The following is a 15,406-nucleotide window of genomic DNA, read 5'->3' on the forward strand; positions in this document are numbered from 1 at the left end:
GCTGGGATACTACGCTTTGCGGCTGTTTGATTGCCATTTGTGCTATAAAAGGCTTGTAGCAGATTATGCGGGCTTAAAGTGGCTCAGGCTCAATTGCATAGCGCAGCGGGTTTGTTTGGAAAAACCACTTTTTACCTCATCCTGTAATATAGCAGCTAACCTTGGGCTTATTAAGCCTTCTGGAAGTATCTTGAAACCGAGACGCGCATAAAAAGGCGCACTCCACGGTAGATCACGAAAAGTCGTCAGAGTGACGGCTCTAAGGCCATATGCTTTTGCCCAACTACATGCCGTGTAAAGCAGCGCGGTGCCTATGCCCCGCCCCTGCTCTTTTTTGCAAACGGATATTTCTAGAATATGCAATTCCTGCGCGTATATTTGCGCACAAAGAAAAGCAATTGGGTGGCCCTGCTTATCAATAGCAACCCAGCTTGTGCCTGTGGTTATGGCAGCAAGATGCGTATCCACCGGCAAAACGGCGTGATCGGCTATCCAGCTTAATGAAGGAATTTGCCGAAAAATCTGCGCGGCGGATTTTTCAATGAGCGGAAGAACAGGCGCATCCTTAATACACGCCGTACGTATGCTAAAAGTCATGGATAGTCATTATTCCGTAAAAAGCCTGTTCTAATTTCTTTTATACCGTAATTCTAAGAATACCTGCCTCTCATGGTGTCAAAGATATGGATATCACACAGGCCGCTGTAAAACTGAAGACGCCCTCCAAACCTACTGTTAATATTACGTGCATAAAGCCCCTTGCCCTGATACGTTGCGTGTTACCGAGGGGGGCTCCGACATGGAGCTGAGATATTGCAGGGCCAAAAGGCAGCGCAATGACCCTTTGAACCTGATCCGGGTTATGCCGGCGAAGGGACAGGTTTGGCCACCCTATCCTTTTTTGCTGGAGTTTCGCGGCAGGAAGCTACGTTCTTGCGAAAAGGGAATTGCCTGACCATGATCGCCAATGTTTTGAGTATTGCCGGCACCGACCCCACAGGAGGCGCTGGAATTCATGCTGATATTAAAGCATTTTCGGCTATGGGGCGTATGGCATGGCGGCCATTACGGCTGTGGTGGCCCAGAACACTCAAGGCGTGCGTTCTTTTGTGGCCCTAGACCCGCAATTTGTGGGCGAACAGATTGATAGCGTGTTTGATGACGTGCGGGTGGATGCGGTGAAGATAGGGATGGTTCCCAACAGCAGCATTGCTGAGGTTATTGCAGACCGCCTGCATTATCATGGTGCAAAAAATATTGTGCTTGATCCTGTTATGGTGGCCAAAAGTGGAGATCACCTGCTGGAAGGCAACGCGGTAAGTGCTATCAAAGACTTTTTGGTGCCGCTTGCAACGCTTATTACCCCCAACCTGCCAGAAGCAGGTGTTTTGCTGAATGCTCACCCCGTATGGACGCTGGATGAAATGCGCTTACGGGTAAAAGAGTTGGCCAAGCTGGGTTCGGAATGGGTTTTGTTAAAGGGGGGACATCTTGAAGGATCAACGCAGAGTGTTGATCTGCTTTATGGTTCCGCTGGAAAAATTATTGAGTTTGCAGCACCACGCATCTGCACACGTAATGACCACGGTACTGGCTGCACGCTTTCTGCTGCAATAGCGGCTCTTCTCCCTTCTAAATCGGTTGAAGAAAGCGTGCGAGGAGCAAAAGCATATTTGCATGGTGCGCTTGCAGCGAGTGATATGCTTGATGTCGGGCATGGGCACGGCCCCCTGCACCATTTCCATCATTTGTGGAAATAATGTTTAGTCATCTGGTAACTGTATAAGGGTTTTATCGGCATCAAATTAAGTGATGCCGATAAACAGGGCGATCTTAAAGCTCGATATCCACTTCACGAATACCAGCGCGCTGTGTGGCATCCGGGTGGCCTTGGTGGAACGGCTCGTCAGCAAGCAGCTTCACATCGTTCAGGTCAGATACGGCAAGGCAATCCCACTGCCCTTGGGCAGGTACACGCTTTTCGTGTGTATCTACACCACGATACATCAGCACCTTTTCTACGCCATCCCCTTTGCCCAGAGCGTGAGGTGAGCCTAGCTGCGGCTTGTCATGAAGCGTAAAAGCTACGGCTTTTTTCTGTTCAATGGCAGTCCGTAAAATGCTGTAAGCTGACATGGTTTGTTTCCTTTTTGTAGGAATAACAATCAGGCCTGAATTCGGTTTTGAAATACAGGAAGCCGATAAAAGCCTCATGCAGGCCTTTTATTGGGTTACGCTCCTTCATTCGCAAAAGCGATAGACTTGATATAGGAGCAGCTATACCTGCCTACACAACAGAACAGCCCTGCTGACCTCTGGCTTGTGCCAGATTATACCGTGCTTTTTACGTGTAACATGATCACGCCAACCACTCTTCCTTGACAAAAGGCAAATTATCTTCCTTTAACAAGTGCACAATTTGGAGAGGATTTTTGTCTAGATCAGCCACCATGCACGCAAAAATGCGCCTGTTTGCCAGCCGATGGCTGGTGGCCATTTGTGTAATGGTGGGGCTTGTCGGGCAGCTTTTTCTTCAAAGCCATGCGCAGCTTGGGGAAATGCCCCGTGTTACGCTTGAACGCCTTACTGGCCTTCATATTGGCCCTGCACTTAAAAGCCCGGCATGTCCTGATATGGATGATGCCATGGTAATGCCTGCGGATGATGAAGGGCATGATCCCGCACACCATTCGCATGATGATAACGGGTTCTGCCCTCTTTGCCCCTTATTGCAACTGCCCGATATTGTCTTTATTGGAGTTTTTGTTGCTTTAAGCATTATGCTGTTGGCAAAGCGGCAGATCTATCATGATCGTGCGCCACGGGCCCCGCCTGCTGGTGTTTTTACGGGTCTTCCTCATACACGTGGGCCGCCTCTGCTCCTGTCATGTCTTTACTGACAGGAACACGTTTTTGCGGCTGCTATTTGTAATATAGCAACTGTTATTCCCGCCTTAATGCGGGAGCCAGCCTTATGTGCTGGATACATCAACCTGCCCTGTCAGCCTTTATGTATGACGCTGTCAGGACAGATATGTATGTCTCGTATTTTTCGAATACTCCCATGTTTTGGGGTTATGGTAGGCGGTCTTTCGCTTATTTGTGCGCCAGCCTCGGCTGCTTCCCTGCCCACCGTTTGCAAGCCAACCTCAGCCAATGCGCCTAAAAAGTGCAGTGCTTCTGGGTCTTCATGCGCGTGTTCATCTTCGGTAAATCATGCGTCTGCTGAAACAATCCATCAGAATATTACCGTATATGGATCTGGCACCCGGCATTCCTACACAGCGCCAACAATAGAAGCATGGGGGAAAACGCCAGTTGCGCTGAAGGATATTCCGCAGTCTGTATCTGTTATTACACAGCAGCGTATGGAAGATTCCAACATGCTGACAATGACAGACGCCATGCGCCAGATTAACGGTATTCGCGTTATGCCAGCTTCTACGGCCAATTCAAATTTCTACTCACGCGGGTACCAGCTTACAACTTCTGTGGACGGCACGCCAAATGCTTCCGGAACGCTGAATAACGCCAGTTTTGATCTTTCCATGTATGATCGTATCGAAGTGTTGCGTGGGTCTTCGGGCCTTTTGCAGGGGGCTGGTGGCGCGGGTGGCGTTGTAAATGAAGTTACCAAAAAACCGGGGCAGGATTTTGCGCTAACCGGCGCTGCCAGTGTTGGAAGTTTTAACAACTACCGTGCAGATGTGGATATGACGGTAGCGCTCAACAAATCCAAAACCCTTCGTTTCCGCACGGCGGATCTGTTTGAAGATAATAATTACTTTTACAAATACGCCCATACCCGCAAATGGCAAACCTATGGGGTGTTGGAGTGGGATATAACCCCGCGCACTACCTTTATGGTTTCTCACGCTGCGCAACAGCAGGATAATCAGGCCCCTTATTACGGTTTGCCGCTTACAACGGCCAATACGTTATGGTCTGGCAGCCGCTCTGCAAACCCCAGCCAGCGCTGGGGATATTCCAATTACATGACACAGCAGACCATTGCCTCACTTAACCAGAAACTCTGGGGGGATTGGTCTGCAACCGCGCGCGGCACGTTTTATGATCAAAGCTATAACACGCTTTATAATGAACCATGGAACCAGATAGACCCCACCACAGGAACCCTACAGTATCGGGATCAAGGTATTTCCGCTTTTAAGGGTACGAATGCATCACGCTCTGCGGATATTTATGCCCAAGGCAGTTTCCATTTTCTAAACCGCATGCATCATGCGCTTTTTGGCTTCAATTATAATTCGTACGAACAGGTTACGCAGTATGCCAACAACAACTGTAACGCCATCTATAACGATGTGAGCATAAACAACACGGATGTTGTTAAAAAACCTGCGGCAAGCTGTTTTAACTATGCCACAAACGCCAATGGCTGGGGTACGGATGATTACGCCTATCAATGGGGATTTTATGGCCAACTGCGGTTTGAGCTGACTAAAAAGCTCTCCCTTATTCTGGGCGGACGTGCCTCACGCTATTACGAGAAACTCCGCGATATTGCTCCTGCACCAGCAACACAATGGCAGACAACATCCAATATACATGGAGAGCTGACACCTTACCTAGGATCTGTTTACCAAATTACGCCCCATATCTCTTGGTATGCCAGTTACTCCAGTATTTTCACTCCTTCTGTGGGGAAGGAAACCTATCGCGGTGGCGGGCTAACGCCCCAGCGTGGCAACCAGATTGAAACGGGGTTTAAGGCAGAATATTTTCATGGTCGGTTGAATGTTTCTTCTGCACTGTTCCGGATGGAGAGCGTAAACCAACCGGTGCAAGATCCGCTGCATTCACAATTTTACGTCACTACCGGGCCTATTCGCCGCCAAGGGTGGGAAATGCAGATTGATGGGCAAATCCTGCCTAATCTGGATGTGTCTATTGGTTATACGTACCTGGACACCAAAGTTTCCAATTCCCGCGTAAGCGATTTTGGCGGTGTTTATTCCCCACATCACATGTTCAAATCTTGGGTGCATTACACTGTGCCAGATGGACGACTGAAAGACCTGAACATAGGGGTTGGCATAGATGCCAACAGCAATCTACGCGGAAGTTACGCCACAACCGTACAGGGCGGATACATGACAATGGACGGCATGATTGGTTATAAAATCAACCGTAACCTGCGCCTGCAGCTAAATGCGTATAACCTGACAAACCGCCATTATTACGAACGCGCCAGTGGTATATGGCAGTTCAACTTTCCCGCAGCCCCTCGTAATTTTATGGCAACGCTTCGTGCTACGTACTGATAAACCTTCTCCTTCCCACTCTCTTTCGGACTGGAAAATCCTGTTTCCTTTTTGGGTATCCGCAGAAAAGTGGAAAGCATGGGGCCTGCTGGGCCTGATTATTGGGCTTTCTCTGCTTTATGTGCGTACGGCCGTATGGTTGGGTATTTGGGATCAGAAATTTTTTGATGCCTTTTTTGCGTTCCATGTGCGCAACGCCTTGGGCATGTTGCCGATTTATATTGCGGCTTGCGCTCTTTCGGCTGGCATTTACGTGCTGCAAACTTACCTGACACAGATCCTTTCCATGCGTTGGCGCTTATGGAACACAAAGGTCTATCTTCAACGCTACCTAAAAAATGCTACCTATTACCGTTTGGAGCATGATGCCACGCAGGCAGATAACCCAGACCAGCGTATTGCAGATGACCTTGCGCAAATGACAACCCTTGTCCTCAAACTGGGGTTGGATGCTATTCAGGCGGTTATGACGCTGCTGTCATTCTCTATTGTTTTATGGGAAATCGGCGGCGCGTTATCTGTGCCGCTTTGGGGGCATGTTTATCATATTCCCGGTTATCTGTTTTTTGGAACAGTTATTGTTACCGTATTGGTTTCTTTGCTTATAGAAAAAGTAGGTGGCCCCTTAGTTCATGCCGATTATCAGCAACAACATTATGATGCTGATTTGCGTGCAAGCCTGCTTGATTTGCGGCGTAATTCTGAGCAGGTTGCTTTTTATAAAGGGGAAGACGCTGAACATCTGCGGTTTTCTACCCATCTTGCACACATCGCCAAAAATTGGCGCAAGGTTGTGCATTACACATGGCGCGCTAATTTTGTAGGAACGTTTTATAATCAAACAGCTTCCATTATTTTATGGGTTTTGCTTGTGCCCAAAATTATGGCGCATGCACTTACGTTTGGCACTTATGCGCGTATTAATGCCGCATTCATGCAGGTTCGAAGAAGTTTGCAATGGTTTATTGATAATTACACGGATCTGGCCGGTTTACGTTCTACATTGCAACGTCTTGCTGAATTTGAACGCATAATACAGCAGAAGCCTATCCAAGGCATTGTGTGCAAACCCACAAATGAAAATACAGTTTCAACCCATAATCTGGTTCTGAATCTGCCTTCCGGGCAGACATTGCTGGACTTTGGCAGCCTAACATTTCAAGCGGGTGAGCGATGGGCTATTTATGGTGCATCAGGCAGCGGAAAAAGCACGTTTTTACGCAGCTTAGCCGGATTATGGCCTTATGGCAGTGGAGATGTGTGCCTTAACAGTGCAAAGGCTATGTTTGTTCCGCAGCAAAGCTACGTACCAACGGGCTCTTTACGGCAAGCCCTTTCCTACCCCTTACCCCTAGAGCAACATAACCTGCACGCCTATGAGGCCGCCCTTCATGCGGTTAATCTGGGGGAATACGTGTCTCGTCTGGATGAAGAGCAAGTATGGGAGAATATTTTGTCTGGTGGCGAACAGCAGCGTTTGGCCTTGGCACGGGCCTTTCTATTTCGTCCTTCCATTCTGTTTCTGGATGAAGCCACGTCTGCCATGGATACTGCCAATGAACGCTGCCTTTACGATGCGCTGCTAACCCTCTTGCCGCAGTGTACAATTATCAGCGTAACTCATCACAAAGCACTGCAAGATTATCACCAGAAACAAATTATTTTGCAAAATGGCAGGGCCTTCTTTTAACCTTAGGACATGTAAGGCAGATTATTATGCCTATTCGCATCGGTGTTGCGGGCTGGTCGGTTCCAAGCAAACTTGCCGCAGAATTTCCTTCAGCCGGCACGCATCTTGAACGCTACGGTACGCGTTTTTCTGCTGTGGAAATTAACAGCAGTTTCTATCGTCCTCATCAGCAAAAAACTTACGTGCGCTGGGCAGCAAGCGTACCGCCAGATTTCCGCTTTTCCATCAAACTTCCCAAGGCAATTACGCATGAGCAGCGTTTTGTGGGATGTCAGGATCTTGTTACACGTTTTGCTGAGGAAACCAGCGGTTTAGGCAATAAGCGCGGCCCCATTCTGGTTCAGCTACCTCCAAATTTTGCTTATCCTGGAGAGATTGCAGAACAGTTTCTTCATGATTTAAAAGTCATAATCAACGGCCCTGTTGTGCTGGAACCAAGGCATGTGAGCTGGTTTCAGCCAGAAGTTGATAAAATGCTAAAAAGGCAGCATGTCTCACGGGTTGCGGCAGATCCAGCCAGATTTGCTTCTGCAGCACTGCCCGGAGGTTGGAATGGGATCGCCTATTTTCGGCTACACGGCTCTCCGCGCATTTATGAGTCACTGTATAGTGTAGAAACTGTGCAGGCGCATGCAAACAGCGTTGCTACGTTGAACGCAGATGGCGCAGATGTGTGGACAATTTATGATAATACCACCTTTGGTGCAGCCACACAGAATGCACTTGAACTGATAGAAGCGTTAAAGCAGCCGCATGGTCATCTTATGGATTAATGCGCCTTTGGAGCAAGCAGATGTGTAATCTCTATTCCATGACATCCAACCCACAGGTCATTCGCAAGGTTGCAAAGGTGGCGGTAAATCTCACGGGCAATCTTCAGCCTTTGCCAGATATTTACCCCAACACAATGGCGCCAATTGTGCGCAATACTGCGCAAGGGCGAGAATTGATGATGGCACGCTGGGGTATGCCTACGCCTCCAAATTATCTTAAGGGGCATAAGGTAGACCGGGGTGTGACCAACATTCGTCACCCAGCCTCTCTGTGGTGGAAACGTTGGGAGCATGTAGCGCATCGCTGTCTTGTGCCACTTACAGCTTTTTCTGAACCCACGCGCCTGCCAGATGGTAAATCACAACCCATATGGTTTGCTCGTAATGATGATGAGCCTTTGGCATTTTTTGCGGGTATCTGGTGCCAGTGGACATCCGTGCGCAAATTGGCGGACGGAGAAACAACGGATGACCTCTTTGGGTTTTTGACCACAGAAGCCAACCAAGAAGTTGGGGCAATCCATCCCAAGGCTATGCCAGTTATTCTCACGCAGCCGGAAGAATTGGATATATGGATGAATGCGCCAGCAGAAGAAGCCCTTCAACTGCAACGGCCCCTGTCGGATGGTGCGTTGAAGGTGATTGTTCCAACTCATGCCCTGAACTAATATCCCGTTCTTTATCAGGAAAACGCAGATATCTGGCGCAGTAGCGCATCAGAGGCATAGACAGTATGCCAAGTGGGCACTATTTTCCGCCAGCCATGACTATTTCAGCCCGCCCCATCCAGATCGGCATTGATTTCGGTACGACCAATAGCGTCATCGTTATCGCACGTCCTGATCGTACCATCCAGACCATTTCATTCCCCACACCGGATGGTGGTTCCTCTGAAACCTGCCCCACACTCCTTACTTTGTGGCAAGAAATGGAAGGTGGCAGGCGGCTGCTCCAACGTGCCGTAGGCGCTTATGCTGTTGAGGCGCATCTTGATGATCCGTCCGAAACGCGCCTTATCATGTCCATGAAGTCCTACCTGGCTCAATCCAGCTTCCGTGAGACACAGGTATTTAGCCAGCGCCTTTCGTTGGAAAATCTGATTGCCACTTTCCTGCGGGAATTGATGGCGCTTACAGATATTACCCCGGCAGAATGCCATGTTACGGTTGGGCGGCCGGTCCATTTTGTGGGCGAAAATGCAGATAATGCTTTGGGTGAAGCTCGGTTGCGAGCGGCATTTGCGCAAGCAGGCTTTGCCGATGTTAGCATTATGATGGAGCCAGAAGCGGCTGGCTGGCGCTTTATGCAGCGGTTGGATCGGCCCGCAACAGTGCTTGTGGGAGATTTTGGCGGCGGCACGAGTGACTTTTCGATCATGTGTTTTGACCCCGCCAGCAACCAACGGGCGCAACCTCTTGGCCATACTGGTGTGGGGTTGGCTGGGGATCAGTTTGATTTCCGTATTATTGATAATGTTGTGGCCCCTTACCTTGGACGTGACTGCACGTTCCGCATCATGGGAGGCGAGCCTCTTCCGGTGCCTATTGAGTGGTATCATTCTCTAGCACGCTGGCACCGTCTCTCTCTTATGCGCACACCGCGTATTCTTAACGAGATTGCAGATGTTGCCCGAACAGCTTCTGAACCGGAAAAGTTAAAAAGCCTGATCGAGCTTATTCGTGAACAGCATGGGCAGGAACTTTACAACGCAGTTTCCGCTACCAAACGCACTTTGTCCTCTGCTGAAAGTGCTGAGCTTTCTTTCTCGCAGCCCGGTCTAGATATTAAAACAACCGTCTCTCGTGCAGATTTTGACCGGTGGATTGCCCCAGATATTGCCAAACTGGGTGAAGGTATTGACCAAGCGCTTCGTCAAGCCTCTCTGGCCCCAGAGCAGATTGACCGGGTGTTTCTAACTGGGGGCACATCTTTTGTGCCAGCAGTTAGGCAACTCTTTACCTCTCGATTTGGAGAAGATCGGGTTGAATTGGGTGGGGAGTTTGTTTCTGTTGCTGAAGGGTTGGCGTTGGCTTCTGTGTAGCTCTTGATAGAGCTATACGTTACCCGCCTGAAACGACATATAGGCGGATGTAATTTTCCATCAAACGTTGCTGCATGTTTAAAAGCTCGATCTTACAATCTAGGCTTGCGAGCTGGCTGACAAGAAATTCTACTTTGGATTCATCTCCTCGACGGTAAGAAGCCCCTACCCTTTTTTCACTTATTTTTGCATTTTCAGCCATCTGCGCAGCATCGCCGTACTGTGCGCGTGTCATATTATAATTGGCGAGTGCATCTTCTGTTTCTTTCCATGCATTTAGCACTGTTCGTTTATATTCCAGCCCAGCGTTTTTGAGTTCGGATTGGCGCAATTCCACTTGCCGCGCAATTTTGCCACCTTCAAAAATAGGTAAAGTCAGCGTTGGGCCAAATTGGGTATTTCGTGCCCCCCACCCGAACTCGGTTAATGTTAACGCATCTATCGACAATTCGCCGGAAAACGTAATGCGAGGGTAAAAGTCTGCCCTAGCAATACCAACCATAGCCGAAGCCGCGTGCAATCTTTGCTCAGCCGCACGAATATCTGGCCGACTTTGCACCAATACGGACGGAATTTTTAAAGGTGCTGGTGTGATCTGAGTATAATCAATAGGTGAGAAACTCTGATCATTCACAGATAAAGCATCAGGACGGTTGTATACCAGAGTGGAAAGCGCTCGACGTACAGCCTGTTGCGCATTATCCAGTTCCTGATACTTCATAAAAACCTTATGAAATTGATTGCTTTGTTCAAGAAGAACTGTTTGTGATATCAAGCCCCTTTGGTACGAGGCGTTATTTATGGTCTCTATTTCTTTTAAAATATTCGATGCTTTTTTTTCAACCTCTACCATTTGGGTAAGGTTGACCCAAAGAAAATAAAGACGGCAGATTTCTGCCTCAAATGAAAGAGACACAGCCTCAATATCATCTTGAAAGGCCTGACGGTTGGCATCAGCCACCTTTCGCATCAATTTATAGCGGCCCCATAAATCTAGTTCCCATGATGCAAACATACCTGTATTAAAATTACTATAAGAAACTCCTTTAGGTTCTAGGTAAGAACCACCTTGATCTAGCCCTAATAAAGGCCGCAATACATCTCCTATGCCTGCTGTAGATGTATAATTTCTGCTATACCCTGCTGTGCCGTTAATTTCGGGCATATTTGCTGCATAGGCTATTTTTGTTTCAATACGAGATGCTTGCAGTTTTTCATACGCAATATTGATATCAATATTTTCCTGCAACCCAATACTTACAAGGTTATTCAATTTTGGCTGATGAAAGTTCTGCCACCAGTCTTTTTGTGCTTTGCCATAAAACTGTTGGGCCGGTGTATTCTCCCAAGCTTGTGGTAATGTTACTTTTGGGAGTGATGTTTTAGGCTGTAAGGAGCATGCCTCCAGAAATGCGACTGGCAATAACAATACAATTTTAATTTTCTTGGATTTGGAAAACATAAAAATCATTGTGCAGCCTTATCTTTTTGTTTGTCACTAAATATAACCAAGTAAAAAGCTGGCAAGGAAAGAAGAGTAAGAAATGTAGCAACACTCAATCCCCCAATCATGACAATGGCCATAGGCCCCCAAAAAATATTAAATGCTAACGGAATGAAGGCAAAAACAGAGGCCAGAGCTGTAAGTATAACAGGGCGTGCACGCAATATTGTTGCATCAATAACAGATGCGTTTAGCGTTAAACCATTGTGTTTGTTATATTCTATTTGATCTACCAGTAATATGGTATTGCGCATAATCATTCCGGCCAAAGCAATTAAACCTAACAAGGCAACAAAACCAAATGGTGCTTTAAAGATAAGTAAAGCCAATACGGCACCTATCAGCCCCAAAAAGCTGGAGCATAAAACTAGTAAAACACGGCTGAATTTTTGCAATTGCAGCATTAAAACAAGCAGCATGATACCAATTGTGGGGGGCAATAAAGCAAATATGGCATCATTTGCTGTTTGAGAAAGTTCGGCGTCTCCCCCTACTTCTACCCTATAACCATATGGAAGATGCTTTTTTATGTTATCTATTTTCTGTTTTATCTGCTCTACAATTTCCAAGGGCTCAATACCCGGCATAACATCAGATTGAACTGTTATGCATGGTTCTCCATTTCTTCTCCATATCACAGGGAAAATCTGTTTAATTTCCAAAGACCCTAATTGGCCCAGAAATACATTTCCCATTTGCGTTTGTATTGGAAGCAGCCCCCATAATTGTGGATTATGACGGAATTTTTCTTCTGCACGAATAACTAGGCTGCGATGATTATCCGCATTAAAAATTTTACCTACCTCTTCTCCAGAAAGAAAAGCCTGCATTTGTTGTGCAATAGCAATACGGTTACTTCCAAAATGGGCTGCTTTTTCTGCATCCAGTTGAAATGATTCAGAGAGTGTACGATTGCCCCAATCAATTTGTACATCAGATGTGCCGGATGTATTTTTAAGGATATCTCTTATTTCATGCGATATATTTATAATTTTATCTATGTTTGAACCAATAATGCGATATTGCACGGGAAAATCAGCAGTTGGCCCCAAAGAGAGCCTTTGCACATGAAGGCTTGCGGGAATACCATTCGCGAAATTTTTTATACTTTTGAAGAGCTCTTCCCGAGCATTTAAATCTTTAGCAACTAAAAGCAATGTTGCATGTGAAGCACTTGGGCTGGCTGGTATATAAGGCAGGTAAAATCTGGGGGCGCCATCTCCGATGTGTGTTTCAATATGAGCCAAAGATGGCAAGTATAATATCTTGCTTTCAATATCGCTTACAATTTTATTGGTTTTACTAAGTGAACTTCCGGGTGGCAATGCAACATCAACAATCAGTTCTGGGCGATCAGATAGAGGAAAAAACTGCTGATTAACCAAAGATGTGCCCAATATTGCCATAACAAGAAGAGTAAGAGTTACGGCACAAACGGTTTTTTTTCTAACAACAACCCATTCAAGAATTTTACGTAAAGCAAGAATGCTTTTTGTTTCTAAAGACGGTGTATTTTCTAATGTATTTTGCGGTTGTGGTAAAAACCATACTCCAAGCAAAGGTATAAAAATTACGGCTACAACCCAGCTACAAAGCAATGCAGCAGCACTTACCCAGAAAATCTCACCAGCATATTCACCTGTTGTAGATTTGGCTATTCCAACAGGTAAAAAGCTTATAATTGTTATTAAAGTGCCTGTAAGCATAGGAAAAGCCGTGTGTTCCCACGCGTAGGATGCAGCATCCTCTCTGCTGGCACCGTTGGATAACTGCACAATCATGGCTTCTATACTAATAATAGCATCATCAACCAATAGGCCGAGGGATAGTATTAAAGCACCCAGAGAAATGCGCTCTAAACCAATGCCAGATATTTTCATGTATAGTGCGACAAAAGATAAGGTAAGCGGCACTGAAAATGCCACAACCATTCCGCTTCGAAAACCGAGTGTTCCAAATGCTACAACCAGTACAACCAGAAGCGCAAAAAAGAATTTTAACAGGAATGTATTTACGGCTTCCTTAATAACCTTACTTTGGTCTTCAACTTGAACAAATTTCAAACCTGTTGGCAGTTCACTATTTATTTTACCTAGCTCGGTATTTAGTTTTTTACCTAAGGTAAGGCCATCACCATCTTTTGCCATTGCCACGGCGATAATGAGTGCTGGTTTGCCATGATACCGCACAATACTGGATGGCGGATCAATATAGCCCCGGCTAACAGTTGCAATGTCTTTGACGTGCAAGTTGCCAGATTTTGAAGGCAACGTGATCTGTTCTATGGATTCCTGATTATAAACGGCACTAGAAACATCAATGGGCATGTCAATGCCAAAATCCAGCATACCGCCTGATGCAATAAGGCTATGTTGCTGTATGGTCTCAGAAAACTGCGCCAGGCCCATACCTACATTTTTTAGCCGAACAGGATCTATATCTATATTAAATGTTGCTGGAATTTCCCCAATAATTTGCACCTTTGCAACATCGGGAATTCTCTGAAAACCAGTTTTTATTTTCTTGGCGATCGGAGAAAGACTGGAGACTTCTGGCCCTGTTAGCGCAAAGGTATAACCATAAACATCTGCAAAATCATCATTTACAGATAATGTTCCTCCTTCTGGTAAAGTAGGAGAAACGTCAGCTACTTTGTTACGAACTTTTTGCCAGATTTGTGGAACCTGCTCTTTGGGCGCATTATCATTTAAAGAAACCTGCGTAACACAAAAAGACTGATTACAGTATGTGGAAAGAGTATCTAAAAAATCTATACCACGTAATTCTTGTTCCAATGGATTTATTATTTGTGCCTGCAATGCATCGGGGCTTGCCCCAGCCCATTGGGCCGAAATTGTCATACTTTTTAATGTAAAATTAGGATCTTCAGCACGCCCCAGATTGATAAACTGCCATCCCCCGGCAATGACGGAGATAATCATCAGAAAACCAATAAGTTGAGGATGTTCCACAGCCCAACGAGATGGATTGAATTTTTGAGACATCATGAATGCTCATCCATCTGCACAATTTTTACGAGGTCTTCATGCTGAAGAAGGTCTGGGCCACTTGAAACCACAAGTTGTTCGGGTAAAAGGCCTGTTACAATAGCATCTTGCCCTTTCAAGCTTACAATTGTGATGTTTTGCTCCTCAATATGCTGTTTATTTTTACTCACCACCCAAACAAGGGGCGTATTTTTTGTGTAAAAAATTGCAGTAAGAGGCACACGAACAAAATTTTTTACTTGTTCTGATAAGAGTGTAACAAAAACAGAAGTATTCAATGGTATTGGTAACGGATTTTTTAATGCTAGCCGTGCATGTCTTACTTTTGTATCAGGATCAAAATATGGGCTGATACGCACAACCTCCCCTTTCACAACAATGGGGTGTGTATCTCCTATAATCGTAATTTTGGCTTGCTCACCAATGTTTACGAACTTTGAATCATATAACTCTACGTCAATTTCGGGGTTACCTGCTGCCATTGCAATAATCTCGCTCCCAACCCCGGCTAATGCACCGGGCTGGGCAGAAACTTTTATGATAATTCCATCCTCTGGAGCCCGCACCATGCTTTGTTGTTCTTGGCTTTCAGCCAGTTTTTCGGCTTCTTTTGCAATTTTTTCCTTTGCACGGGCCATAGAAAGAGCTGATTGTCGGTCTTTTATTGTGCTTGTAGATAAAGCGCCAATAGTATCCAAACCGTTACTACGTTTTACAAGATCAGAAAGCTGAAGCGTATTGGCATGCGCTGCTTCAAACTCACTCTGCGCTTGTGCCAGAAGAAGTTTTGAATCTGTATTGTGCATAATAGCTAAAATATCATTTTTATGTACAAATTCTCCTTCGCTGACAGAAATACTTTTAATTTTTCCTTCTCGTAGCGTAGAGACAGATATTATATGCTGAGCAGTATAAAAACCTACATATTGTGATAAATTATTATCAGCAGGGACAACCTGAACGGCCTCAACTGGTTTTGGTTGTGGCGCCACAGGGTTACTGTATTTCTCTTTACAAGCACTCATAGATATAAGAGTGGTAATTAAGAAAGTCTTATAGAGAACTTTTGTTTTTTTGATCTGATACCACATAATACTTACAACTA

The 15,406-nt window shown here is 45.9% G+C and carries 12 protein-coding genes and 1 riboswitch; of the genes, 7 read left to right on the plus strand and 5 right to left on the minus strand.

The annotated features are described in order from the left end of the window. Positions 1-63: 63 nt before the first annotated feature. On the minus strand, positions 64-597 hold the full coding sequence (locus DS739_RS06830; RefSeq protein ID WP_006115483.1) for a GNAT family N-acetyltransferase: 534 nt from the start codon (positions 595-597) through the stop codon (positions 64-66). A 178-nt stretch (positions 598-775) separates the two neighbouring features. Continuing rightward, positions 776-895, plus strand: a riboswitch (TPP riboswitch). A 160-nt stretch (positions 896-1,055) separates the two neighbouring features. On the opposite strand from DS739_RS06830, the gene thiD reads away from it, so the two are divergent. Then, positions 1,056-1,760 (plus strand): bifunctional hydroxymethylpyrimidine kinase/phosphomethylpyrimidine kinase, encoded by a 705-nt coding sequence (gene thiD, locus DS739_RS06835; protein WP_369870007.1) that lies wholly within the window; start codon positions 1,056-1,058, stop codon positions 1,758-1,760. Between the two features lie 73 nt (positions 1,761-1,833). Here thiD and DS739_RS06840 read toward each other — a convergent pair whose 3' ends face one another. After that, positions 1,834-2,136, minus strand: coding sequence for a hypothetical protein (locus DS739_RS06840; RefSeq protein WP_006115485.1), 303 nt, complete (start codon positions 2,134-2,136; stop codon positions 1,834-1,836). A 326-nt stretch (positions 2,137-2,462) separates the two neighbouring features. Between DS739_RS06840 and DS739_RS06845 the strand changes: the two genes are divergently transcribed. The 6 genes from DS739_RS06845 to DS739_RS06870 are packed head-to-tail and all read left to right on the plus strand — an operon-like array spanning position 2,463 to position 9,789. After that, positions 2,463-2,900, plus strand: a complete 438-nt coding sequence (locus DS739_RS06845) for a DUF2946 domain-containing protein (protein WP_035353767.1) — start codon at positions 2,463-2,465, stop codon at positions 2,898-2,900. A 57-nt stretch (positions 2,901-2,957) separates the two neighbouring features. After that, a complete protein-coding gene (locus tag DS739_RS06850; protein ID WP_006115487.1) occupies positions 2,958-5,285 on the plus strand; it encodes a TonB-dependent siderophore receptor in 2,328 nt (775 codons plus the stop codon). After that, the gene (locus tag DS739_RS06855; RefSeq protein WP_006115488.1) at positions 5,215-6,975 is read left to right on the plus strand and encodes an ABC transporter ATP-binding protein/permease; all 1,761 of its coding nucleotides are present in this window, start codon (positions 5,215-5,217) and stop codon (positions 6,973-6,975) included. Before DS739_RS06850 ends, DS739_RS06855 begins: the two co-directional genes overlap by 71 nt. 26 nt (positions 6,976-7,001) lie before the next feature. Continuing rightward, a complete protein-coding gene (locus DS739_RS06860) occupies positions 7,002-7,748 on the plus strand; it encodes a DUF72 domain-containing protein (RefSeq protein WP_006115489.1) in 747 nt (248 codons plus the stop codon). Between the two features lie 20 nt (positions 7,749-7,768). Then, positions 7,769-8,416, plus strand: coding sequence for an SOS response-associated peptidase (locus tag DS739_RS06865; RefSeq protein WP_035353765.1), 648 nt, complete (start codon positions 7,769-7,771; stop codon positions 8,414-8,416). Positions 8,417-8,472: 56 nt separating this feature from the next. After that, on the plus strand, positions 8,473-9,789 hold the full coding sequence (locus tag DS739_RS06870) for an Hsp70 family protein (RefSeq protein WP_035353744.1): 1,317 nt from the start codon (positions 8,473-8,475) through the stop codon (positions 9,787-9,789). 19 nt (positions 9,790-9,808) lie between these two features. Here the strand turns inward: DS739_RS06870 and DS739_RS06875 are convergent, their stop codons facing one another. The 3 genes from DS739_RS06875 to DS739_RS06885 are packed head-to-tail and all read right to left on the minus strand — an operon-like array spanning position 9,809 to position 15,392. Next, the gene (locus DS739_RS06875; protein WP_006115491.1) at positions 9,809-11,260 is read right to left on the minus strand and encodes an efflux transporter outer membrane subunit; all 1,452 of its coding nucleotides are present in this window, start codon (positions 11,258-11,260) and stop codon (positions 9,809-9,811) included. After that, positions 11,257-14,301 carry an efflux RND transporter permease subunit gene (locus DS739_RS06880; protein WP_006115492.1) on the minus strand — a complete coding sequence of 1,015 codons (3,045 nt, stop codon included), beginning with the start codon at positions 14,299-14,301 and terminating at the stop codon, positions 11,257-11,259. The genes DS739_RS06875 and DS739_RS06880 overlap by 4 nt, the downstream gene beginning before the upstream one ends. Further along, entirely contained in the window at positions 14,298-15,392 is a 1,095-nt protein-coding gene (locus tag DS739_RS06885) for an efflux RND transporter periplasmic adaptor subunit (protein WP_006115493.1), read from the minus strand. Before DS739_RS06885 ends, DS739_RS06880 begins: the two co-directional genes overlap by 4 nt. Positions 15,393-15,406: the final 14 nt, after the last annotated feature.

This window comes from Acetobacter sp. JWB (genome assembly GCF_003323795.1).
Classification (GTDB): domain Bacteria; phylum Pseudomonadota; class Alphaproteobacteria; order Acetobacterales; family Acetobacteraceae; genus Acetobacter; species Acetobacter oryzifermentans.